The organism is Fibrella musci, assembly GCF_041321105.1.
Classification (GTDB): Bacteria; Bacteroidota; Bacteroidia; order Cytophagales; family Spirosomataceae; genus Fibrella; species Fibrella musci.
Map to the genome: position 1 here is coordinate 1 of NZ_JBGGWD010000001.1, position 21,615 is coordinate 21,615.

At 53.5% G+C, this 21,615-nt stretch carries 17 protein-coding genes, 3 tRNA genes and 1 CRISPR repeat array; of the genes, 8 read left to right on the plus strand and 12 right to left on the minus strand.

The genetic code is table 11. The features are described from left to right. Positions 1-159: 159 nt before the first annotated feature. Positions 160-2,156: a CRISPR direct-repeat array (repeat unit 29 nt; unit sequence ATTTCAATACCCACAGGTGCGATTGAGAG). Between the two features lie 226 nt (positions 2,157-2,382). The 10 genes from cas2 to ACAW74_RS00050 all read right to left on the minus strand — a co-directional run bounded on the left by cas2 (position 2,383) and on the right by ACAW74_RS00050 (position 11,670). After that, entirely contained in the window at positions 2,383-2,646 is a 264-nt protein-coding gene (gene cas2 / locus ACAW74_RS00005) for a CRISPR-associated endonuclease Cas2 (RefSeq protein WP_370696140.1), read from the minus strand. A gap of 27 nt (positions 2,647-2,673) precedes the next feature. Continuing rightward, on the minus strand, positions 2,674-3,759 hold the full coding sequence (gene cas1b, locus ACAW74_RS00010; RefSeq protein ID WP_370696141.1) for a type I-B CRISPR-associated endonuclease Cas1b: 1,086 nt from the start codon (positions 3,757-3,759) through the stop codon (positions 2,674-2,676). Further along, entirely contained in the window at positions 3,756-4,313 is a 558-nt protein-coding gene (gene cas4, locus ACAW74_RS00015; protein ID WP_370696142.1) for a CRISPR-associated protein Cas4, read from the minus strand. Before cas4 ends, cas1b begins: the two co-directional genes overlap by 4 nt. A gap of 2 nt (positions 4,314-4,315) precedes the next feature. Beyond that, positions 4,316-5,359 (minus strand): CRISPR-associated protein Cas7, encoded by a 1,044-nt coding sequence (locus ACAW74_RS00020; protein WP_370696143.1) that lies wholly within the window; start codon positions 5,357-5,359, stop codon positions 4,316-4,318. A gap of 17 nt (positions 5,360-5,376) precedes the next feature. Further along, positions 5,377-6,723 carry a hypothetical protein gene (locus ACAW74_RS00025; RefSeq protein WP_370696144.1) on the minus strand — a complete coding sequence of 449 codons (1,347 nt, stop codon included), beginning with the start codon at positions 6,721-6,723 and terminating at the stop codon, positions 5,377-5,379. A gap of 1 nt (position 6,724) precedes the next feature. Next, positions 6,725-8,968 (minus strand): CRISPR-associated helicase Cas3', encoded by a 2,244-nt coding sequence (cas3, locus tag ACAW74_RS00030; protein ID WP_370696145.1) that lies wholly within the window; start codon positions 8,966-8,968, stop codon positions 6,725-6,727. Further along, positions 8,965-9,531 (minus strand): hypothetical protein, encoded by a 567-nt coding sequence (locus ACAW74_RS00035; RefSeq protein ID WP_370696146.1) that lies wholly within the window; start codon positions 9,529-9,531, stop codon positions 8,965-8,967. Before ACAW74_RS00035 ends, cas3 begins: the two co-directional genes overlap by 4 nt. Positions 9,532-9,545: 14 nt before the next feature. Beyond that, positions 9,546-10,214: a CRISPR-associated endoribonuclease Cas6 gene (locus ACAW74_RS00040; protein WP_370696147.1), complete on the minus strand. Its 669-nt coding sequence runs from the start codon at positions 10,212-10,214 to the stop codon at positions 9,546-9,548. Between the two features lie 85 nt (positions 10,215-10,299). Then, on the minus strand, positions 10,300-11,244 hold the full coding sequence (locus ACAW74_RS00045; protein ID WP_370696148.1) for a helix-turn-helix transcriptional regulator: 945 nt from the start codon (positions 11,242-11,244) through the stop codon (positions 10,300-10,302). Positions 11,245-11,596: 352 nt separating this feature from the next. Beyond that, positions 11,597-11,670: transfer RNA gene (locus tag ACAW74_RS00050), tRNA-Arg, on the minus strand. A 1,773-nt stretch (positions 11,671-13,443) separates the two neighbouring features. Here ACAW74_RS00050 and ACAW74_RS00055 point away from each other — a divergent pair. Further along, positions 13,444-14,361 carry a hypothetical protein gene (locus ACAW74_RS00055; protein ID WP_370696149.1) on the plus strand — a complete coding sequence of 306 codons (918 nt, stop codon included), beginning with the start codon at positions 13,444-13,446 and terminating at the stop codon, positions 14,359-14,361. Positions 14,362-14,805: 444 nt separating this feature from the next. Here the strand turns inward: ACAW74_RS00055 and ACAW74_RS00060 are convergent. Together ACAW74_RS00060 and ACAW74_RS00065 are read right to left on the minus strand one after the other, a co-directional pair. Beyond that, positions 14,806-14,878: transfer RNA gene (locus ACAW74_RS00060), tRNA-Pro, on the minus strand. Between the two features lie 2 nt (positions 14,879-14,880). Continuing rightward, positions 14,881-14,970: transfer RNA gene (locus ACAW74_RS00065), tRNA-Ser, on the minus strand. A 227-nt stretch (positions 14,971-15,197) separates the two neighbouring features. Between ACAW74_RS00065 and ACAW74_RS00070 the strand changes: the two genes are divergently transcribed. The 7 genes from ACAW74_RS00070 to cdaA all read left to right on the plus strand — a co-directional run bounded on the left by ACAW74_RS00070 (position 15,198) and on the right by cdaA (position 21,556). Further along, positions 15,198-16,151, plus strand: a complete 954-nt coding sequence (locus ACAW74_RS00070; RefSeq protein ID WP_370696150.1) for a VWA domain-containing protein — start codon at positions 15,198-15,200, stop codon at positions 16,149-16,151. A 114-nt stretch (positions 16,152-16,265) separates the two neighbouring features. Beyond that, positions 16,266-16,970: a hypothetical protein gene (locus ACAW74_RS00075; RefSeq protein WP_370696151.1), complete on the plus strand. Its 705-nt coding sequence runs from the start codon at positions 16,266-16,268 to the stop codon at positions 16,968-16,970. Between the two features lie 28 nt (positions 16,971-16,998). Further along, entirely contained in the window at positions 16,999-18,174 is a 1,176-nt protein-coding gene (locus tag ACAW74_RS00080; RefSeq protein WP_370697206.1) for an acetyl-CoA C-acyltransferase, read from the plus strand. Between the two features lie 82 nt (positions 18,175-18,256). Next, entirely contained in the window at positions 18,257-19,207 is a 951-nt protein-coding gene (locus ACAW74_RS00085) for a phosphoribosylaminoimidazolesuccinocarboxamide synthase (RefSeq protein WP_370696152.1), read from the plus strand. Positions 19,208-19,291: 84 nt separating this feature from the next. Beyond that, complete coding sequence (locus ACAW74_RS00090; protein WP_015332470.1) at positions 19,292-19,714, plus strand: STAS domain-containing protein; 423 nt, start codon at positions 19,292-19,294, stop codon at positions 19,712-19,714. Continuing rightward, the gene (locus ACAW74_RS00095) at positions 19,668-20,654 is read left to right on the plus strand and encodes a ribonuclease Z (protein WP_370697207.1); all 987 of its coding nucleotides are present in this window, start codon (positions 19,668-19,670) and stop codon (positions 20,652-20,654) included. Before ACAW74_RS00090 ends, ACAW74_RS00095 begins: the two co-directional genes overlap by 47 nt. A 98-nt stretch (positions 20,655-20,752) precedes the next feature. Continuing rightward, the gene (cdaA, locus tag ACAW74_RS00100) at positions 20,753-21,556 is read left to right on the plus strand and encodes a diadenylate cyclase CdaA (RefSeq protein WP_370697208.1); all 804 of its coding nucleotides are present in this window, start codon (positions 20,753-20,755) and stop codon (positions 21,554-21,556) included. The last annotated feature ends 59 nt before the right edge of the window (positions 21,557-21,615 follow it).

The window sequence follows — 21,615 nt, forward strand, 5'->3', positions numbered from 1 at the left end:
CTCAGCCAGGATTTAATCTCTTAATAGGCTTTCGAGCCTTGCATGTTTGCTAAAGTGCCTGACTGAGAGTAGCATTACGGGGTGTAATAATCTTGATTTCTTACTACTGCTCAAAGCTAAAGGCATGTTTGGCCGCGACGCCGCCAATGAGGTGTTCTGATTTCAATACCCACAGGTGCGATTGAGAGCTGTGACGGTCAACACGACAACGGGCGTCGTGTCTATATTTCAATACCCACAGGTGCGATTGAGAGCAGTAGACCGGCGCATCGAGCCCGCCGACCGCCTGATTTCAATACCCACAGGTGCGATTGAGAGTCCAGCGGTTTAAGGTTGAAGCGGGTGGCCAGCTCAGATTTCAATACCCACAGGTGCGATTGAGAGCGAGTCGAACCGCCGCCCGATTAACCCTATGGCAATCATTTCAATACCCACAGGTGCGATTGAGAGTAACGCCCACCAGTTCGAACACGTCGACGACTACCGGATTTCAATACCCACAGGTGCGATTGAGAGCCGGCATGACCTTCAGCGATGCTTACTACTATGGCAAATTTCAATACCCACAGGTGCGATTGAGAGCGAGTCGAACCGCCGCCCGATTAACCCTATGGCAATCATTTCAATACCCACAGGTGCGATTGAGAGTAACGCCCACCAGTTCGAACACGTCGACGACTACCGGATTTCAATACCCACAGGTGCGATTGAGAGCCGGCATGACCTTCAGCGATGCTTACTACTATGGCAAATTTCAATACCCACAGGTGCGATTGAGAGCCGCGTTTGATGGACTGAACCAAGCGCTTGAAAGCCTCATTTCAATACCCACAGGTGCGATTGAGAGGCGGCTCCTGTTGTTCTCCTTTGAGTTTGGCGTCTAATTTCAATACCCACAGGTGCGATTGAGAGTGGATTACGGTGGGCAGTTCGTGCTGGAGCACATCTAATTTCAATACCCACAGGTGCGATTGAGAGCCTGATTGAAGACGAGGCGTACCAGACTCTGTTCCATTTCAATACCCACAGGTGCGATTGAGAGAAGATCCTGCCCCGCCTGCTGAATGTGCCTTTTTTCTATTTCAATACCCACAGGTGCGATTGAGAGCCGGATTAGAAGCTGCTTAACGACGGCTTCGTTGTTGATTTCAATACCCACAGGTGCGATTGAGAGAAGAGTACGAGAATCTGCACCGCTTCGTGATGACGGATTTCAATACCCACAGGTGCGATTGAGAGTAATGGTTTTACGCGTTAAGGGTGGTTGAGTCAGTATTTCAATACCCACAGGTGCGATTGAGAGGCGCTATTTGCGCGAAGTGAAAGGAATTGACATTATTTCAATACCCACAGGTGCGATTGAGAGGTGATGGCTCCGATCGCAAGACGATCGCGCTGGGCTATTTCAATACCCACAGGTGCGATTGAGAGTCATTCGCGTACAACATGAATTGAATCCTGTACCATATTTCAATACCCACAGGTGCGATTGAGAGTGTTGTAGTGGTGCATCCAGTCCATCATCAGGCTGTCGATTTCAATACCCACAGGTGCGATTGAGAGCACCTGGCGTACCCTGTCGCTGCTGCTGGCGGCTATATTTCAATACCCACAGGTGCGATTGAGAGCGGTCCTAAAACAACCCTGTTGCACGTCATGTTAAAAATTTCAATACCCACAGGTGCGATTGAGAGCTGCCTGACTGTGCATGTGCAGTTGTTTTTTGGTTTATTTCAATACCCACAGGTGCGATTGAGAGATAACCTCGGGGGCGTGGTGGATGATCAGTTTACCGTATTTCAATACCCACAGGTGCGATTGAGAGCTGAATTAATGGCGAAAGCCCAGTTTACGATTACCAAATTTCAATACCCACAGGTGCGATTGAGAGCCAAAGGAGTTGATGTGGACGTTCACCAGCGAGAGTTCATTTCAATACCCACAGGTGCGATTGAGAGTCGACCTCCCGGTAGCCGCCCTGCTCGATGGTGATCTATTTCAATACCCACAGGTGCGATTGAGAGCTATCAACTGACAATATGAACGTTTCAGACATCACACATTTCAATACCCACAGGTGCGATTGAGAGCCCGACGTTGCGCCCGCTCAATGGTCGGTAACAACAGATTTCAATACCCACAGGTGCGATTGAGAGGGGCAAAAATGGACCTAAAAAATGCCCTATCCGCGTTGGATAGGGCATTTTAGTTCTTAATAATGGACTTAAATTATCGTCGACCTCCGATCGTGCCAAAACATCGGGAGGCCGACGACTGTCCTTTAGAGCACGTAATGGCCGTTTTGGGGCTTTTCTTCGCTTGGGTCTACCCATCCACGTACTCAACATACCTAGCCCTCTCAGCAGGCCGACGACTCCGGTCCTATAGAAAACGACCTCGTTGCGCTTTGTCGACGCCCAGTGCGGTTCGTTCAGTGTACCGTTCATCGCGGAGGGTATAAAACACCAGCCCGTCTGACTCATCCATCAGTGCCTCTGCCTCCAATTGCAGTTGCTTCAACTGCGCCCCGGTCAGATCCCCCTCAAAGACCGAATTCTGTACCCACGTCAGGTAGCGGCGAAACAGTTTGAGCATTTTACTGACGCGTTTCTGTCCCACGTCGTACACGGCGATTATATAAGGCATGATGTCAAAGAACAAGCTTCAGGTACATTACCACCACATATGCAGGCCCTGATAGGGGTCACCCACCGGATCACATAGATGCCGAACCAACTTGTGGCACTCTAACCGGATCAGGCGTTCATAGGAAATCTTGCGGCTCAACGTCCGGTGATGCACGGTTTGTCGAAGCCGATCATCCCAGTGGCTCACCACGATCTTACGACCCGTCTCGTTCAGGTAGCAGCCACCCAGTCGTTGCTCAAAATGCTTGGGCTGGATTTCGCCTGTCTTCAATAACCGGAAAATCATCCGGTCGACCAGCACAGGCTTAAATACCTCGGCCAGATCGAGCGAGAGCGAAAACCGCCGGTCGCCGGGTTCGTGCAGGAACGCAATCGTCGGGTCAAGCGCCGTGCGGTAAATCTGCCGAAGCACGGTGGTGTAGCAGAGTGTGTTCCCAAACGAGATCAGCGCGTTTAGTTCGTTGGATGGTGGCTGCCGCCCCCGCTTCGTAAACGGAAAGCGAGCCGTTACGTCGGGCCCGAGAAAGTGCGGCCAAAGCTGGTAGTATCGATTTCGGATGCGCCCTTCTACGGCCATTAATGTGAGTATATCGGTCGTAAGAGGCAGAGCTTCCCGGTCGCGGATGAGGTCGGCCAGGGTGGCCTGCACGGCAAGTTTTGCCTCGCCATCAAGCCGGGGCTGGTAATATTTGATGACCCGTTCAATATTGAATAGGGCTGCCTCCACAAAAGCCCTCGCCAGCAACAGCCGCCGCTTAGGGCTGAGGTAATGCCGGGCCTGTTCGATGTGTACCCGCCCCGACAACTGCGCCTCACGTGGGTAGAGCGTGGCCGTGTAGTAGCCATAATAATCGAAGAAAAACACCGGAATACCCTGTTGACCCAAAAACGTGATCAGCTTGGTGTTTAGATCGAGTTCCCCGAACACATATAGGCTGTCGACCGTCTCGACGGGAAACGGTTGGGCTTTCCCGTCGAGACTTCCAGAAAGCAAGCCTTCATCGTCAGGATTGTCGTCGGGTTGGCGTTCAGCGTTGGTCCTTACCAACGAGAGCGTGTTGTGTTGCCGCCGCAGCCGCCCACTGGAAAAGAGATAGTAAGGTTGTTTCATCCGTAGCAGAGTTCTTCATAAGCGCACTTGGTACAAAACGACCGTTTGACCAGGCGAGACGGCGGTACGTCTTGCGTTGCCAGGTCGCGGATAGCGGCAACGGTGCGCCTCAACTCGGCTTCGTGATCGGGTTCGAGCGATACTCGTTCGGTTCGACGGAGCAGCGGATAATCGAGTTGCCCCCTGAACGTACCTACGTCAGGTACGTTCAGGGCTAGCAACCACAGGTAAAAGCGGACCTGCCATAGGTGGGCCTCCTCGCACGACCGGCTCTTTTTGGTTTCGTGCAACACCCCGTTTCGCAGGTTCGCCCGGTCGATCTTGCCAATCAGTTGAATCGACTGACTGGTTGTTGAGTCGGTTAGTTCGGCTTCGATGGTCAGGTGTTTTTCGTCGCGGTCGTAGCTGTGCTGATCGAGCAGCCGCCCCAGCGCGACGGCTTCCGACTCCTGCTCCATCCAGATCCCCCGCATCGACAACCATGCTTTCCGCGAACATAGCCGGTAATACCCCACTAGCATCCCACCGATACGGAGTTCAGACGGCGAGGTCACGACTAGTTCTCGTATGAGTACGCAGAGAGCATATTGATCAGTTGCTGCTCAGCCCTTTCCATCGCATCGACCATTCCGTTAGTCCCTCGCAGGTAGCCTTTTGCGGTCAGCGACGTGAACAGGCTCACGCCATCAATCGCTTCCGCTACGGGTTCAGCTCGCTTCAGATCGTCTTCGCTCAGGTCGGCGCGGATCGCTCCCGTGATTCGGCTAGCGTTGTCGCTGATGGCTAAGGCCAGGGTCGGTTGCGGGCTGTAGGTACGCGCTTGGTTACTCGTGATCTGCCAATTGACCAGCGCTGTTGCCAACGCTGGAATAAGTTGTTCGCGCCGTGAAGCCGGGGCAATAAGCCGCTCTCCATCTGCTGAACGTACCCAACCAGCGCTTTGCAGGGATTCAATTTTGGCTGCATCAAGCTCAGGTTCGTGCTGATTGATTGATACGCTAAACAGCCGTTTAAGGTCGATTGCAATGTCGAATACAAACAGGCCGGTGGTGCGGGTATTGTCGGGAATCCAGTGTCTACGTGGCAGGGTACGCTTATTGTCTTTCAGGTACGTAGCAATGTCATCGTCAGTCATCTCCTGTCCGGCTGCGTTTAGTACGCGTACTGGAGCGCGTTTGGCGGTTTGCTCGCTCCGGTCAAAGGTCAGGTTTTCATCGTTCAGGCTTACTAGATACGGGTGTAACGGGCGCATAGCCGAGATTGAGAGCGGACTGCGGCGTTTCAGCGTCACCACGCCGGGGCGGGCGCGCATCCAGCCGCCGATGAGCTGGTCGGCATAAGCGGGGTCGCAAGGCGACCAGGGTTCTTTGTTACTCAACTCATCTTTGGCGTTGATCTCGTAATTGAACGTGATAGGTGCCCGCCCTTCGCCGGTGTCTTCGGCTAGTTTGTCGAGGATTGACCGTTTTACCTGCTGCCCACTTGAGTAGGCCACGCGCTTATTGAAGGTGGGGTCGTAATAATTCTTTTGCCCATCCTGAACGACAAAAACGGTGTGTTCAACAGCGCGAAGTCCGCGCAGATAGATGTAAGGTTTCATGGTACTTTAGACTGGGTTTACTTAATTGATTGAGTCGATTTAGCTTCAGCAACGGCATACTTCAGTTTGAGCAGTGCTATAAACAAAGGGATCTGGGTGAGCTGCATGGTTGCCACGACGTTGGTGGTTTGGTCCAGTATGGCATGTTGTTCGGGGGCCACAGCCACTAAGCCAGCCAGTTGCTTGATGATCTCCGGGCGCGACGTAGCCTCTAGCACTCGCTGAACCAGATTGCGATTCGTTGTTTTGCCTCGTTGCGACAGCGCACCGATGTTACTTAGTATCTGAGCGACTTCTTCACTCAGGTTAAGGAGTTGTTGGTTATCAAGCATAGCCATAAGCCAGGTTTGGTAAATCGTGTAGGTAATCAGTAAGGGATCGTCTTTGTGTTTGGGGCTTTTGAATGGCTTGCCCGGCCGGTCGCCCCTCGACATATAGTCACGCAGGCTTTCCGGCTCAAGCGCCTGAATGCCGATAGCCCCCAATTCGCAAGCCCGTTGGAAGCCCAATTCCGTGTTATAGAGCGTGTCGATTGCCTCGTCGTTGAGGTCGCCTCGGTGGGCGAAAAGTTGCCGTCTTAGTTCATGCTCAACCGTAACCATGTCGCGAAGCCGAATCTGGATAAACCCAATCGTGGTGTTCATCTGGCTCAGCGAATATACGTAGGTCGTCAGTGGCTGCGCGGGCGGCAGGTTGCGGGCCAGCGCAAACATGACCTTCACCCATTTCTGAGTTTCCAGACTGATGCCCCCCGTCGCTTTATCCACTTTTGCATCGGGTTGCCGTTCGAACGGGTTGGCCGGGTTGAACTTCCGGTTAAAAGCCGTAATGAGCCACCATCCATTCCAGGTGTTGATCTGATGGGGTTTGAGTTTAGGAGTCTCCTGCATGTACCATCGGTACAGCGTCCAGCCCTCATACAGCGTCAGTAGTAGCCGGTCGTCATCGACTAGTAAGTTCAGGCCGCCACTAACACCAATGCCCAGCGCCGCCCCAATCCAGGAAGCATACACCTCTTCTGGCGAGATAGGCAGGGCAATATCAGTCACCTGCCCCGATGTGCCCGCCGTGGCTTCGGCGGCGGCCCCGCCCAAAAAAAACGACCCGTCGGGTGTGTACTTTTCAATACGATGTTGCTGTGCCACCAGCACACTTGCCCGCAAATCGGCGGTTAGAGGCGTCTTGCCTTTCTGCTTATACGCCTGATCGAATTTTGAGTTGTTGACGTGCTGCAGGTAGCGCTCATCATCGAAAAAAAGGCCGAAATACTGCTCACTTTTAAAGAAAGCCCCAACGGTAAGTTGTGTCTCGTTGCGGGCATTGATCAGGTCAACCAGCCGTCGACCAATGTAGGCGGTATACATATCAGAACATTCGATTAGGCGTGGGTAATCCGGCGGTATTTCCACCAGCTTCGGTTGTCGATGGGAATCGTAGGCCCACGGTTAGTTGGTTAGAGTCGTCAGGGGCATACTGATACCAGGCGTCATTAATGACATAGGGGTAATTACCAGTTTCGAGCGGCTTCCAGTTTCCTTTTATCACCCAGGGGGCCAACGACGTCCACGGTACCGGAATTTCGAGTTGTTGGCGTTGGTCGCTGCGGGCTTTCAGGTACGTATCGCGGTCGGACTCCCGGATGCAACACGCCCCGTCGATCTCCAGCGCATCGATCAGCACCGATTTAGGACGGTGGCATAATTCCCGAATAGGCTGCGTATGCACGTCGATGCTGGGTACGTTGATGTCCTTATAAACGGCATTGATGAGCCGCTGCAACGCTGTTTCCCGCAGTAAACCATCGGGCAGCAAATCGAAGCTTCGCCGTACCGAATCGGCATCGTAAGGCTGATTATCCCGCTTCGAGGTAGGGGGTTCAATCACATGCACGGGCTTGTATTGCCCGAGCGTAGCGGAAGTACGTCGGCGGTTCACCCGTCCGAATCGTTGTATCAAACTATCAAGCGGAGCGGCATCGGTAACCATCCGGTCAAACGAAATATCCAACGAAACCTCCACAACCGCCGTAGCGATGACAATGCATGGCCCATGCCGTTGGTCGAACTCCGTGATTTTGGCTTCTAGTTCGGCCCGGTCGCAACGCCGAAACCGACTATGAACCAGTAAGACCGGTACGTTCGGAAACGTTGCTCGGGCCCATTCGTAGCGTTCCTGAGCCCGCGCCACTCGATTGGCAATAAATAAAATACGCTCATTCGACTCAACAGCCTCCGCAACTACTCTACGGGCAGCGGTTTCATCTGGCAGCTTATTAACAATGTGTCGATTAAATGACGTCAGTATTCGGCTCCCAAGCGTAATGCGGCATACACGGTGCGCACCACCCAACGCCTGAACAAGCTGAGAAGCCAGCGAGTCGGGTATGGTCGCCGTACCGATATGCACCCGGCAACGCAGTTGCACCAACGCTTCCACCAGTTTGAGCATCATTGCCCGCGCTTGATTGTCATATACGTGCACTTCGTCGAGAATCACGTCGCAACCGGCAATGTCGAGCGCCGCCGCTTCGTGGCCGCTTATGCCAAATACGATAGAGGCTACCTGATGCGGCGTGGCAATTTTGACACTGGCACCGGGGTTGCGCTGCCGGAACTGCTCTTCTTCAATCAATTTCTTGTTTTCGTCGCGCAGCCGCACCCGTGACGCTGAATGCACCCGCCGCACGTCGGTTTGTTCGGATTTGGGCAGTCGGGTGTTGTTTTTCATGTTCAGATCACGATCGATGCGTAGAAACATCGCGTTGATCGATGCCTGAAACGGTAGGGTATAGACGACACGCCCCCGACATCGACGCAAGAGGTAATCCGTCTTACCGGAACCCGTAGGGGCCACCACAAACGTATGCCGGGCACGTTGGTCGGCACGAAGCATCGACAAGGGATGCAGGTCCGATTGGCGTTGGTAATATGACAGGTTAGGCAGTTTATAATAGTCCGCCAACAGCCCCTTTGCTTCGGCCATGTGCTCAGAGGCAAAATGATCAGCGCTCATCAGCAAGCCCCGCCACTTCGACCAGCCATTTGGGCGGTTTTCGCAAAAGGCAACAGCAAAGCTGAACGCTTCGTAGGCTTCTTCACGGCTAATGGTCCGAAACCGTACACCCAGCGTTTTCAGCATTGGCGCGACCTGTTCCGACCAGGTTTCCCAGACTACAGACTGCGTACCATAAACATAATCGGCATGGCGGTTAAAGACAGGCTTGAGACCGTATAGATCACAGGCTAAATCAATCAGACCACGCTGCGATCCCCCGCCCAACGCCTCTACCGATTTGTGATGCGCCGCAACCATTTCGATCAAAACTGGCCAATCGGATTTATCGAAAAGAGGTAAAAACAACAGTGACGATATCTCATGCCGGTGTGGGTGAGCTTGCAGGCGTTCCGTTTCCGAAACCTGCCCCTGCAACATACGGGCGAAGTAGGGATGTGCTTTCCCGCAGTCGTGCAGGATAGCTCCCAGACGGGCGAGCCGCGTATTCATGCGATAGTGGCGGGCCATCGGCAGCACAGCATCCAGTACGTGTTGCGTGTGTTGCAACAGTGTTAGCCCGCCTTGTTCGGGGCTTTTAGCGTAAAGCTCCATCATTCAAACGGCTCAATCCCGACGGGCTCCCCTACAATCTCAATGGTACCATACATAGGCTGGTTATCTTGAAAACGGTTGTACCCTACCATAATCGCCGCAGGTCCCGGGCCAAACCGTAGTTCAAAACCGCTTAGCTGACTGAACTCAGCCGGCGAGAGTGTGCTTACCCGATTATCAGGCAAGAGCAGGTCTTCATTCCGGCACAAACAGATGTGCTGCTCGGTTGCCAAGGTCGCCTCTTCCTGCGTCGGGAAGGCCAGCATAAGCGTCGGGTTGAGCATCACGCCCCGCGTCAAAATCGACTGTTCGCGGGTGGCCCGGCGTTTTTTGGCTTCAATGCTAAAGGCCCGCGCCTGGGTACGTTCCTGCTGCTGATCAATCTTGTGATAGGTAAGCCGATGCCGCAAAATAGCCGAGACACCCAACTTCTGCCGGATGCCTTCAATGATACTAGGTGTCAGAAACTGCTGGCTGAAGGTCAATTCATCACGTACGGCTGTCCACGGTTTAATGTAGCCGAACGGTCCGGTGTAGCGGACGACGTGGTAGGTTTCTTCGTTCATAGTCCTGTTGTGATTTAGCGTAAGGCTCCGAAACCAGAGCCGGTGAGGTCACCCATACCGACCAGCCAGGTAAAATGTAGGGCTTCTGGCGAGCCCTCTACGATAACCGGACACTCGCTGCCCCGGTGGTGAACGCCTTTGATTGTGCTTTTCCGCGTACGGGCTAGCGCATAGTCGCGGTCGAAACGTACCCGCACCTGCTGTTGGTTAGCATCGAAGCCAGCCAGTGCTAACTTCCGTTGGAGTGAGGTGGTCAGCACCTCATCAGCGGTGGGGTCGTCCCATAGCAGGTAGGCGCGTGACCCATCGGCGCGTTTTTGGCGAGCTAATATTGATGAGCCATCGGTGTAAAATTGATAAAAATCGCCGAACCGGGGCGGAGCTACTTCCCGAACTTCTATCACGACCATACCAAACATGACCAAGGGTTCTTCCAGCAAACCACCTAGCAATTGTTTGGCCCGTTGCACATCATGAAAAGAGATAGTCCAGCTGGCGCCTTGTGGAAAACGCAAGGCGCCTCGACTGCTCTCGCCCCCACGTAGCCAGCCGAAACTATAGAGACTTTGGCCGTCGTGTTGCTCGTTGGGGCCTAGCCATTTATGAATTGCGCCCGTCAGGTTATGCAGGTGGTCGTAGGGCACAGGCTGGGTGTTGGGGCTTAGGTGTAGTTGCAGCCGCATAGAGTCTAATGGTTTGGTGAAGGCAAAGAAACGGCAGTCACTCCCGCAGAATGTGGGTGTAGTGGCCGAGAAAACAGAAAATAGTCTACGGTTGGTCGGCGTAAAGACCAGCCATCAAACGTACCCGCTCGCCGATCTCTTTCCGGAGCGAGTGCGGTTCCAGCACTTCCACAAATTGGCCAAAAGCCAGGATTTCGCGTTCGAGTTCGGGGTTGCACTTTACGTAAAGCGAGACAGTCAAGTTAGCCTTGTAATCGGTTGACTCGACCCGTTGGCTGTGGTGCAGGGGTAGCGATTGGACGTACTCGCGCTGAACACCCGTGAACCGTAATACCACCCGCTCGGGCTGTTGGTCGGGCGGGGCAGTTACACCGATTACGTGCTGGCGGGCCGCCCGGTAGTCGATCCCCCGGTCGGGGCGGAAGGGCTGCGGGGTTAGTTGCAGGTTGTCGATCCGGTCGAGGCCGAAGGTGCGTTCACCGGTTTGCCGATTGGGTACGTCCAGGTCGTAGCCATCCAGATACCAGCGATTCCGGTACTCGAACAGCAGGCCCGGCTCAATACGGCGAGTACGTTGCTGCACATCCGGCAGGCTGCTGTATGTCCGGTAGGTAAACGTAACGACCAGTTGCCGCTGCATGGCCTGATGCAACGTACTCAGCAAGTCGAGCCCCCGGAAGCCATCGTGCTGTTCCAGTTGCAGATACCGCCCCGCCTGACTGCCCGCCCGCGTCAGCATCTCGAACCGTTCGCGGACTTCGAGCAGGCGCACAAATGCCCGGAAATCGCTCAAGTCTTCGTCGTCGGGAATGTTCAGGAAGTAACCGCGCTGACTGCGGTCATAAGCAATGTCAATACCGTACTCGCCCCGGATATTGTGCAGATCCCGCTCAATGGTGTCAATGGAGTGTTTGTCGAGGTCGTGGTCGCGCAGATGGGCGCTAAGCACTTTGAGGGTTGGATAGGTAAAGGGTCGGTCAACAAGCCGGATGATGTGGAGATGACGGCGTAATTGGGTGGCGTCTTTCATGAGGGAAACAAGTGCTTCCCAAATCTTGATAAATGTAGACAAACATGCAACGTGTTGTCACTCAAACTAAAGTAGATAGTTTTTGTACGGCGTTACTTAATCAATCACTCGCCCGAACTCTAGGGGGCAGTATACGGGCAAGCGTTGATGGACACCAGTCGTGATGAATCTACAGCTTAACGATCTAGGTTAGGTAACTCGTTTCAAATGATCTGCACAAGATCAACCACTAGCCTATACATAAGTTCTAACCACTGGAGCCTCATTACATTTCTTAAACTTGTTTTACCTAATGTTTTACCTGTACAAAAAAAGCCAGTCACCTGATTGGTTAACTGGCTGATTTTTAGTGTGATCCCGATAGGATTCGAACCTATGACCGCCTTCTTAGAAGGAAGATGCTCTATCCAGCTGAGCTACGGGACCAATTGAGGTATATATGGCTGAAAGTCAACACAGTCGTTAGGTGGTGCCTGGTAGGCCATACAGGCCGACTGATTGAGTTTACCTGACCGGGTGAAACTGACGCAGCAACCGGCTGTGTCACCAACAGGAACCCCAAAAGTAGGGCCTGAAGGGGGCAATTACAAACGTCAGCCCGGCCAATCGGCCGGATCGTCAGTAGGCGGTAGCCTGTGAGCGTACAGCCGTTCTGGGTGAAGACATGGCCTTTGCCGAGGGAACAGGCTGAGAGCCAAGGCTTCTAAGCGTATTGGGTAAACGCTGTCTATCCGAAAGAAAAAGCAGTCGGCTACGGAGAAGCTGATAGACACCGCCGATCACCTGGCAATACCAGAATGCCCTCGTATCGAAGGGAGCCGTTACCTGTTTTCGGGGCGGACAAGCTGACAAAATATAAGTGCATGAATTACTAATTCAATTCTGGTATTTATGTAAGTATATAATAGGGTTATGTACAAAAAATAGCTGACTAATCCCCGTCTATATTGGCGTAGGTTTTGCCATATAATAAGCAGTCGAATTGGTGAACCGGTTTTGCGTTGATCAGACAACAAAAAAGCCTCAGTTCACATAAACCGAGGCTTTTCACATTACGCTTTATCCAACTAATAATGATAAAGCCACTACAGACTGTAGTGGCTTTTTGTTATTGCATACCGTAAAAAGTAGTACCGGCGAAGGAACAAATGCAAGATTGCATGTGAGTAGAAAAATTCATTGATAACGTTGAAGTAAGTTTCCCTTTGTAGGATAATATACGTTTAGCAAATGGAGTACCAACACAATTACTTCTGTTCACATGAAGCTTCTGTCGTGAGAAAAAGGGGCTGTTTATATATTAAACGGTCGATTTTAGTCTGTAAATATACGATTAGTTGAAATTGTAGTACATCAGAAAAAGTAAGTATATTCTATAGTAACGCTATAGTCTATACGTAGTTGTGAAAAATAAGCATAACTTCACACGAAATTAATCTACTTTTTTTTAGACACTTACTTAAACAATCTTGATAATGAGGTGGTTATAGTGATCATATTGTAATAGTTTCAATATTACATATAACCTATGAATGTGATAGAATAATTACCTCTATACACTCTTTTTAAAGAGTTATCAACGCTTTATTCAACATGAATCGCCCAGCAGGAGACACAATGTTCTCCTGCTGGTTCAAAAAGAGCCCGACCTACCAACAAGTATAATGCCTGAAAATGGCCACTTGATTGATGTTCATCGTTGCCTGATTAACTACGGTAGGAAAGCTCCGTATCAGCGGCAACTGAGGTCTTTAGCCCGATCAAACCACTAGTCAATAGTAAAGGAAAGTGCCTGCTTATGAACTGATCCGAACAGTCAGCCGCTTGCCGGTGGGGCTAATTGGTGAGGCGTACCGAACATGAGTTTAGTTGGATAAAGGAGTGACTATAAAGGTGAGCGTAGTTGGATAAAGCGGCGGCTGTACCTACTGTACGTAGAAAGGAGCAACGTGGATTTCAATCAACATAAAAAAACATGATTATATTTTTTATTGATCAAGCAATCATATATAATATATATTCTATTGGTTTTATAGTCAATTCGGAGTAGGCTGTTACGGATACTAGTTTTTCTATGAATGTTATGTTGAGGGAAAAAGAATAGACCCTGCTAAGCTCCTTAGCAGGGTCTATTCTTTGAAAAGTGCAACGCTTAAACTTCTTTTGAGAATTGTGCATGGTATAGTTATCCCGTTATACATGAAATTGAATAAAATGTCTTACCCGGTAATTTTAGCATTTTTTGGGGCACTTTTGAGTGCTGGAGCTGCTCTATGGGCATCATTAGAGCAGGCTGAAGAAAGTAGAATTAACAGTGAACTCAATAAGCAAATTGCTCGTAAAAGCGAGGAGAACGCCAAGAAGAGTGATATAATCGCCCGTATTGCTCAAGAAAGTAAAGCTGAACAAGCTAGGTTTTCAACTGAGCTTAATGCTAAACAGGAGCAACTTATCGCCAAGCAAGAGCAACTTTTAAGATTAGAGGAAATTCAGAATAATAAAAGTGAAGAAATTGCCAGATTAAACGCTGATCTAGCCCATAAGAGCGATGAAGTTGCGCGGCTTAGTTCAAAAGCAGTAAACTATGTTACTGGGGGGGATAATTTTTGCTATGTTAGTTTAGATATGTATATACCTGCTGGTATTGGTTTTCGCCTAATGCATTCAAGTGTAGGAGATTACAAAAATGGAGATGAATACGCTTCTGTCCAGCATAATGACTCTTATATACTAAGTAATGTAGGTATGCTTGCGTGTGTATGCCCTAAAAACTATAAGATTTCACTGGACAGCTTTAAAAGTTTTAAGGAATTTTACGGAGAGTATGTAGATGGCTCTAAACTTGTCCATTCTAGATATTCTTACGGGCAAGTTAGTCCTTACGAAAGGCGGGACATTGATATTTCTGTCGAAGGGGTAGATCTAAACGAAGTCGATCTACTTTTTCGTTTTGATGCACTAAATGGACGGTGGATTCAGCATCTAAAGATAGAGCCCAAAAGGGTGGAGCGGGCTGGGATGACTGTTACAGAATATAATATATACACAAATGTCTATAAGTTGAATAATGGCCATATAGATACTCTCTATTATAATAAAGCTTTATTCGTGAGGTAAGTTGATTTGTGAAGTTGGGAATGATATTGTTTTTCTAGCCATTGCTATGACCAAGCAGCCGGGAAGTCAGTAAGGTCCTGCCCCTCAAAGATCACCCCGTACTTGTGCAGGTACGTATACGTCTGATCCGGGCTGGAGTGGCGACAGTGCCGCTACACTCGCAGGCTGTCTACGTATAGCGTGTCGATACAAGGGTGATAGTGCTGATCAATTTCCCAAGGGCGAGGCGCGTCGGTGTAGTTAGGTACGTGTCGAAGCAGAGGCATCCAACGGCCGTGGGGCTAGAACGATCATTGATCGAATCGGAATCTATAAGATCGGGAGTGAAGCTGGCTTAAGATAGCCATCTTCTCAGGAACGTACCTGTCTGGAAAAGCAGCGGCCAACAAATGGGCTATAAATAGAAAAACCCCGGAATCAGTTTGATTCCGGGGTTCTCACTCGTCGGGGTGACAGGGCTCGAACCTGCGACCCCCTGGTCCCAAACCAGGTACGCTACCAGCTGCGCTACACCCCGAGTGGCGGAGAGAGCGGGATTCGAACCCGCGGTACCCTTGCGGGTACGGCAGTTTAGCAAACTGCTGGTTTCAGCCACTCACCCATCTCTCCACTGGCTGATTGAATCCCCCATTTCTGGTTGATTCGGGTGCAAATATAGGCGACTAATGAGCGTTCTCCAATCGACATCCCAGAAAATCTTTACAGCCAAAGCGGCTGCTGTGCTATTTTTGACCCCATCAATGCCGTTTGGGCGGGCCTGGCCAACGGGCAAGCGGCTGGCAATGAGTCGGATGAAATAGCCGCTGGCTGGCCCGATTGACCTCCATATTTTTTTTATGAATTGGCTCTATTCGTTTTCGTGGCTTGAATGGGGCATCCTGTTTGTCTTCCTGCTGGGGTACGTCGGTTATTTTATCCGCATTATCCGGCTGGCCCGTCAGTTGCACACCACCCCCTGGTCGATCGTCCCCAAATTCGTGTTGCGGTCGCTGAGTATCGCCATGCTGCTCATGGCTCTGCTCGGGCCGCTGTTTGGCGAAGCCACCCGGGCCGTGTCGTCGCAGGGGCGCGATGTGTTTTTGCTGCTCGACGTGTCGCGCTCGATGGAGGCTACCGATATTGCGCCCACTCGCCTCGAACGGGCCAAATACGTGCTCGAACAACTCACCGATTCGCTAAGCACCGACCGGTTCGGGCTGATGCTGGTGGCCGATGATGCGTTTGTATTGGCACCCCTGACCACCGACCACGCGGCCATGCATCAGTTGCTCCGGGCTGTGCGGGCCGATGCCGTGGGCGGGGGCACCAACCTCTGCGCGGCAATCGATCTGGCTCGTCAGAAAATGCTGGCTGATTCGAGCACGCAGCAACGTACCCGGGCGATCGTGTTGTTGAGCGACGGCGAAAATTTTGGCGCCTGCGCCCCGGCTACACTCGATGCCCTCCGCAAGTACGACATTGCCCTGCTGACGGTGGGCGTGGGCACCGAGGCGGGTAGCCCCATCCGGGAGGGGCGCGGCTTCCTGACCGACGAGCAGGGACAGGTGGCGCAGTCGCGGCTGAATCGGGAGTTTCTGCGGTCGCTCACCCAAACGACAAAAGGCTGGTATGCCGACGTAACCGACGACGTTGCCAACAACATTGCGCTCGCCCTGCGGTCGTTGCCGGGCCGCACCATCGACCAACGGCGGATCGTGGTGTCGACCAACAAGTATTACTACTTTCTGGGGGCGGCGCTGATCCTCATCGCCCTGGACATCCTGATCACGGTTCGAACGCTGCGGCTATGAGTGGCTATCGTTGATCAGGCGTCGCATCAGCCATCGTCAAGCAACGAATGGCGATTAATGAGGGTGACGCCCAATGACCACCAATGACAATCTTCACCTATTTTTGGGGCGTCTATGTTGCTATCCCGTATCGTTATTCTGAGTGTGCTGCTGGTTTCCTGGCTGGAAACCGCCCTGAGCGATTCCTCGCTGGGGTTGGTATCACGGCGGAATCGGGCGCGTAAGCAGGCGGCCATCGCTTACCGGTCGGGGCGCTACACCGAGGCGCTCGCGCTGTACCGTTACGTCGAAGAAACCACCCCATCGCCCACCCTGGCCGAACGGATCAACGTGGCGCAGTCGCTGTTTCAACTGCGGCAGTACAAGGCGGCCCAGCGCGAACTGCAACAGCCGGGGATCGACCCAACCCCCGAACTGATGGCCACCGCTGCTACCCAACTGGGCGTATTGGCCTGCCTGGCAAAAGACACCACCACCGCGCTGACCCATTTCCAGAAAGCGCTGCTCAGCAACCCCAACAACGCCACCGCCCGCCAGAACTATGAACTGGTGAAACTGCGTTTTTCGGGTAAAAAGCCGGCGAAGAAGCCCGCTCAACAGACACCGAAGCCCACCGAAGCCCCTCAGCCCACGCAGGGGCAGCGCGTTGAACAGACTGAGCAGCAGCGCGATCAGCTCAACCGTTTCCGCAACACGGCCATGTCGGAACAGCAGGCCAAGCAACTGCTAGACGCCCTACAGGCCGATGACCTGCCTTACGAACTGGCCCGGCGAAAAGCCCGACGAACGAAACCCCAACCGACGGCAGGCCGCTGGTAAACCCTTCATCAACCCGAACACGAAAACCATGCAAGACGTAGTTATCATCGCCGCCGTGCGCACCCCAATCGGGAGTTTTGGCGGCGCCCTGTCGACCCTCTCGGCCACCGAGCTGGGGGCGGCGGCCATTAAAGGCGCCCTGAGCCGCGCCGGGGTTGCTCCCGAATTAGTCGACGAAGTGTATATGGGCAATGTGGTATCGGCCAACGTGGGGCAGGCCCCCGCCAAACAGGCTGCCCTCAAAGCCGGCCTGCCCGCCAACATTCCCTGCACCACCATCAATAAAGTCTGTGCGTCGGGCACGAAAGCCATTATGCTGGCGGCACAAAGCATTCAGCTGGGGCAAACGAGCGTGGCCGTAGCGGGCGGTATGGAAAGTATGTCCAACGTGCCTTACTACGTACCCAAGGCCCGGTTTGGCTATAAATATGGCAATGCCGAACTGGTCGACGGGCTGGCCAAAGACGGCCTGATCGACGTGTACGATCAGTGCGCGATGGGCGTTTTTGCCGATGCCACCGCCGATACGTACCACATCAGCCGCGAAGCGCAGGATGCCTACGCCATTCAGTCGTATAAGCGGGCTGAAGCCGCCACGGAGAGTGGCGTGTTCGGCGCGGAGATTGTACCGGTGGAGGTGGCTGGCCGCAAAGGGCCCGTGATGGTGACGGAAGACGAAGAATACAAAAATGTATTCTACGACAAGATTCCGAACCTGAAGCCTGCCTTCACCAAGACGGGCACCGTGACCGCCGCCAACGCCTCAACGATCAACGACGGGGCCTCGGCGCTGGTACTGATGAGCGCGACGAAAGCCGCCGAGCTGGGCCTTAAACCCCTGGCCCGGATTGTCGCCTACGCCGATGCCGAGCAGGAACCGCAGTGGTTCACGACGGCGCCTACCAAAGCCGTACCCAAAGCCCTGGAGCGCGCCGGCCTGACCGCCGATCAGATTGATTTTTACGAGATTAACGAAGCCTTTGCCGTGGTGCCGCTGGCCTTTGCGCAGGTGCTCGACATCCCGCAGGAAAAGCTGAATGTGTTTGGCGGAGCGGTCTCGATTGGCCATCCGCTGGGTGCATCGGGTGCCCGCATCGTCACGACGCTCACCAACGTCTTGCAGCAACGGGGCGGCCGTTACGGGGTCGTGGGTATCTGCAACGGCGGCGGTGGCGCCTCGGCAATTGTGATTGAGAAACTATAAGATCGTTTAATGTTTGGGGTGTAGCGTTTGACGTTCGACAACCAACGGCAAACCTTAAACGCCAAACATTAAACTCCATTCTATGCCTATTCAGGAAACCCACTTCTCCTTTCCCGGTCAGACCGGATTCTACAAGGGCAAAGTCCGCGATGTGTATTCATTTGCCAATCACCCGGCTGGTCCGCAACTGGTTATGGTCGCCTCAGACCGGATCTCGGCGTTCGACGTGGTGCTGCCCCGGCCCATTCCCTACAAAGGACAGGTGCTGAACCAGACGGCGGCGCACTTCCTGCGGGCTACTGCCGATCTGGTACCCAACTGGCTGTTGGACGTACCTGACCCCAACGTGAGCGTCGGGCGGCAATGCGACGCGTACCCGGTCGAGATGGTGGTGCGGGCGTACCTGGTAGGCCATGCCTGGCGTACCTACCGCGACGGGGGACGTATCCTGTGCGGTGTGCACCTGCCCGACGGGCTGAAGGAAAATGACCGGCTGCCGACGCCCATCATTACGCCCACCACCAAAGCGCACGAAGGCCACGACGAAGACATTGCACGCACGGAAATTATTGCCCGCGGACTGGTGTCGGCCGAAGAATACGTGCAGCTGGAAGACTACGCACTGGCGCTGTTTCAGCGCGGCACCGAGATGGCCGCTGAACGGGGTTTGATCCTGGTGGATACGAAATATGAGTTTGGGCACGTTGATGGTAAAATCTACCTGATCGACGAAATTCACACGCCCGATTCGAGTCGGTATTTTTACCGGGAAGGCTACGCCGAGCGGCTGGCCGCGGGCGAACCCCAAAAGCAGCTGTCGAAGGAGTTTGTGCGGGAGTGGCTGATTGCCAATAACTTTCAGGGCAAAGAAGGCCAAACCGTGCCAGCGATGTCCGACGAGTGGATTGACCAGATCACGGCCCGCTACATCGAATTGTATGAAACCGTGACGGGGCAGGCTTTTCAACCGGCACCGGGCGATGACCCGCTCAACCGGATCGAGCAGGCGATTACTACATATTTGACCAAATAAAAAAGACACCGATACGCGCTGATAGGGGCCTGCGGGCCTCATATTGGCACAATCTGGCGGTTGAGCTTAAACCTACAACGTTGTATGGAGTTTACAGTAGAAAAAACAGAACGGTATGCCCTGTTGCGGGTGGCAGGCGAAGGCGATTTTACGGGCGAGTCGGCGGGCGCATTTGAGACGACCAGCCGCGGGCTGTTTCGCGAGGGTTTCAGTCGGCTGATTGTTGACCTTGGCCCCATACAGACGGTCGATCAGGGGGCGTTGCTGGCCATCAAAAAAATCAACCGGCAGTGCAGCAACGAGCTAGGCCTGCTGGTGCTGGTCACCAAAAACGACGAGCTGACCGACGAACTGGAAGACGCCCGCATTGCCGACCTGACGATTCTGCCCACGGTGGAAGAAGCCATCGACGCCGTATTTTTGAACGAACTAGAGAACGATTTCGGTAACGGGGCCGATGATGAGTATGATGGAGAGTTGGACGAAAGCTTCGAGCCAGAACGATGACGTACTGAGTACCGAAAAAGCCGCTTCGGTGCCGTTTGCAGTAACTATTTTGGGGGCGGGGTCGGCTACCCCCGCCCGCGATCGGTATCAGACGGCCCAACTGCTGACCTACCAGTCCGATTATTTTCTGATCGACTGCGGCGAGGCGACCCAATACCGCCTGCTCGAACAGCGCATCCGGCCCGGTCGGCTGAAGTACATCTTCATCAGCCACCTGCACGGCGACCATTATTTTGGGCTACTGCCGCTGCTGTCGAGCCTGAATATGAGCGGCCGCACCGAAGACCTGTGGCTCTTCGGGCCGCATGGGCTCGATGAAGTTATCACCACCACGTTTCGGGTGTCCGACGGGCGTTTTCATTTCCCGCTGCATTTTCAGGCCGTTGACCCTACCGAACCAACGATCTTACTCGACTTGCCGGGCCTGACCGTCGAAAGTATTCCGCTCGACCACGGCATACCCTGCACCGGCTTTCTCTTTCGGGAAAAACCGACCCGCCCGCACCTATTACGGGATCGGTTGCCCGCCGACGTCCCCATCGACGTGATGAAAACGCTGAAAAATGGGCAGGATGTGGTGGATGAGTCAGGTAAAGTAGTGTATGCCGCTGCCGACTATACCACCCCCGGCCCGGCGCCGCGGGCGTATGCGTTTTGCTCCGATACGCGGTACAACGAGCGGATTATTGACCAGATTCGGGGCATCGACCTGCTGTATCACGAGGCTACGTTCCGCGACGATAACCTGCTGCGGGCGGGTGAAGTGCACCACGCAACGGCCCGGCAGGCGGGCGAACTGGCCGGTAAAGCGGACGTGGGGCAGTTGCTGATCGGTCATTTTTCGTCGCGCTACAAAACGTTCGATGAGTTCCTGACCGAAGCCCGCGCTGCTTTCCCGAATACGAACTTGGCCATCGAAGGGCAGTCTTTTTTAGTATAAGTGTTGAGTTTTCGGCCTTCTGTTTTCAGTTTTGGCGTATCTATGGTCCTGTAGCGCCCTGACGGCCCCAAACCCGAACCCCGTTTGATCCCACCATGATGCTTGTTTTCCACCTTGGTTTTCTGGATGTTGGCTGGCTCGATGTGCTCGACATCACTGTTGTGGCCATTCTGCTCTATCAGATTTACAACCTGGTCAGGGGGAGCGTAGCTAGCCGGGTGTTTGTGGGGTATCTGTCGGTATACCTGTTTTATCTGGTTGCCAAAGCTTTGGGGCTGCACCTGCTGACCACCATTCTGGAATACTTTATCAGCGTGGGGGCGCTGGCGCTGATCATCCTGTTCCAGCAGGAGATCCGGCGGTTTCTGCTGCTCATCGGCAAATCGACCAATATTGGTAATAACCGCTGGGTACGTCGGTGGCTGCTGCGGCAGGCCGAACAGCCGGAGCAACAGACGCCGCTGCGCCCTATTCTGGATGCCTGCAAGGTGCTGGCCGCCGAGTTTGCGGGTGGGCTGCTGGTCTTGCAGCGGCACGACGACCTCTCAAAGGTGGCCGACTCGGGCGAGTCACTAGATGCCGAAATTTCGAAGCCGTTACTGCTGGCTATCTTCAATCAGTATAGCCCGTTACACGATGGCGCCGTGCTGATCGGCGACGGGCGAATCCGGGCGGCGCGCTGCATTCTACCCGTTTCCGACGATGCCGAACTCCCCGCGACGATGGGGTTCCGGCACCGGGCGGCGCTGGGCATGAGCGAGGCCTCCGATGCGGCGGTCGTGGCCATTTCGGAAGAGACGGGCCGCCTGTCGCTGGCGACCAACGGCAACCTGGACGTCAACCTGAGTCTGCACGATCTGGAAGAACGGCTACAGCGTTACCTCGCTGCCCCCAAATCGTAAGAAGGATTTATCATCAGGCTGGTGTTTGAGTTGTACAGCCCAACGCCCTGTCTGCTAGC

Bases quoted from the DNA above. Each gene is read 5' to 3' on its own strand.
- cas2 (WP_370696140.1), bottom strand. From the start codon at position 2,646: ATGCCTTATATAATCGCCGTGTACGACGTGGGACAGAAACGCGTCAGT.
- cas1b (WP_370696141.1), bottom strand. From the start codon at position 3,759: ATGAAACAACCTTACTATCTCTTTTCCAGTGGGCGGCTGCGGCGGCAA.
- ACAW74_RS00020 (WP_370696143.1), bottom strand. From the start codon at position 5,359: ATGAAACCTTACATCTATCTGCGCGGACTTCGCGCTGTTGAACACACC.
- ACAW74_RS00025 (WP_370696144.1), bottom strand. From the start codon at position 6,723: ATGTATACCGCCTACATTGGTCGACGGCTGGTTGACCTGATCAATGCC.
- cas3 (WP_370696145.1), bottom strand. From the start codon at position 8,968: ATGATGGAGCTTTACGCTAAAAGCCCCGAACAAGGCGGGCTAACACTG.
- ACAW74_RS00035 (WP_370696146.1), bottom strand. From the start codon at position 9,531: ATGAACGAAGAAACCTACCACGTCGTCCGCTACACCGGACCGTTCGGC.
- ACAW74_RS00040 (WP_370696147.1), bottom strand. From the start codon at position 10,214: ATGCGGCTGCAACTACACCTAAGCCCCAACACCCAGCCTGTGCCCTAC.
- ACAW74_RS00045 (WP_370696148.1), bottom strand. From the start codon at position 11,244: ATGAAAGACGCCACCCAATTACGCCGTCATCTCCACATCATCCGGCTT.
- ACAW74_RS00055 (WP_370696149.1), top strand. From the start codon at position 13,444: ATGAAATTGAATAAAATGTCTTACCCGGTAATTTTAGCATTTTTTGGG.
- ACAW74_RS00070 (WP_370696150.1), top strand. From the start codon at position 15,198: ATGAATTGGCTCTATTCGTTTTCGTGGCTTGAATGGGGCATCCTGTTT.
- ACAW74_RS00075 (WP_370696151.1), top strand. From the start codon at position 16,266: ATGTTGCTATCCCGTATCGTTATTCTGAGTGTGCTGCTGGTTTCCTGG.
- ACAW74_RS00080 (WP_370697206.1), top strand. From the start codon at position 16,999: ATGCAAGACGTAGTTATCATCGCCGCCGTGCGCACCCCAATCGGGAGT.
- ACAW74_RS00085 (WP_370696152.1), top strand. From the start codon at position 18,257: ATGCCTATTCAGGAAACCCACTTCTCCTTTCCCGGTCAGACCGGATTC.
- ACAW74_RS00090 (WP_015332470.1), top strand. From the start codon at position 19,292: ATGGAGTTTACAGTAGAAAAAACAGAACGGTATGCCCTGTTGCGGGTG.
- ACAW74_RS00095 (WP_370697207.1), top strand. From the start codon at position 19,668: ATGAGTATGATGGAGAGTTGGACGAAAGCTTCGAGCCAGAACGATGAC.
- cdaA (WP_370697208.1), top strand. From the start codon at position 20,753: ATGCTTGTTTTCCACCTTGGTTTTCTGGATGTTGGCTGGCTCGATGTG.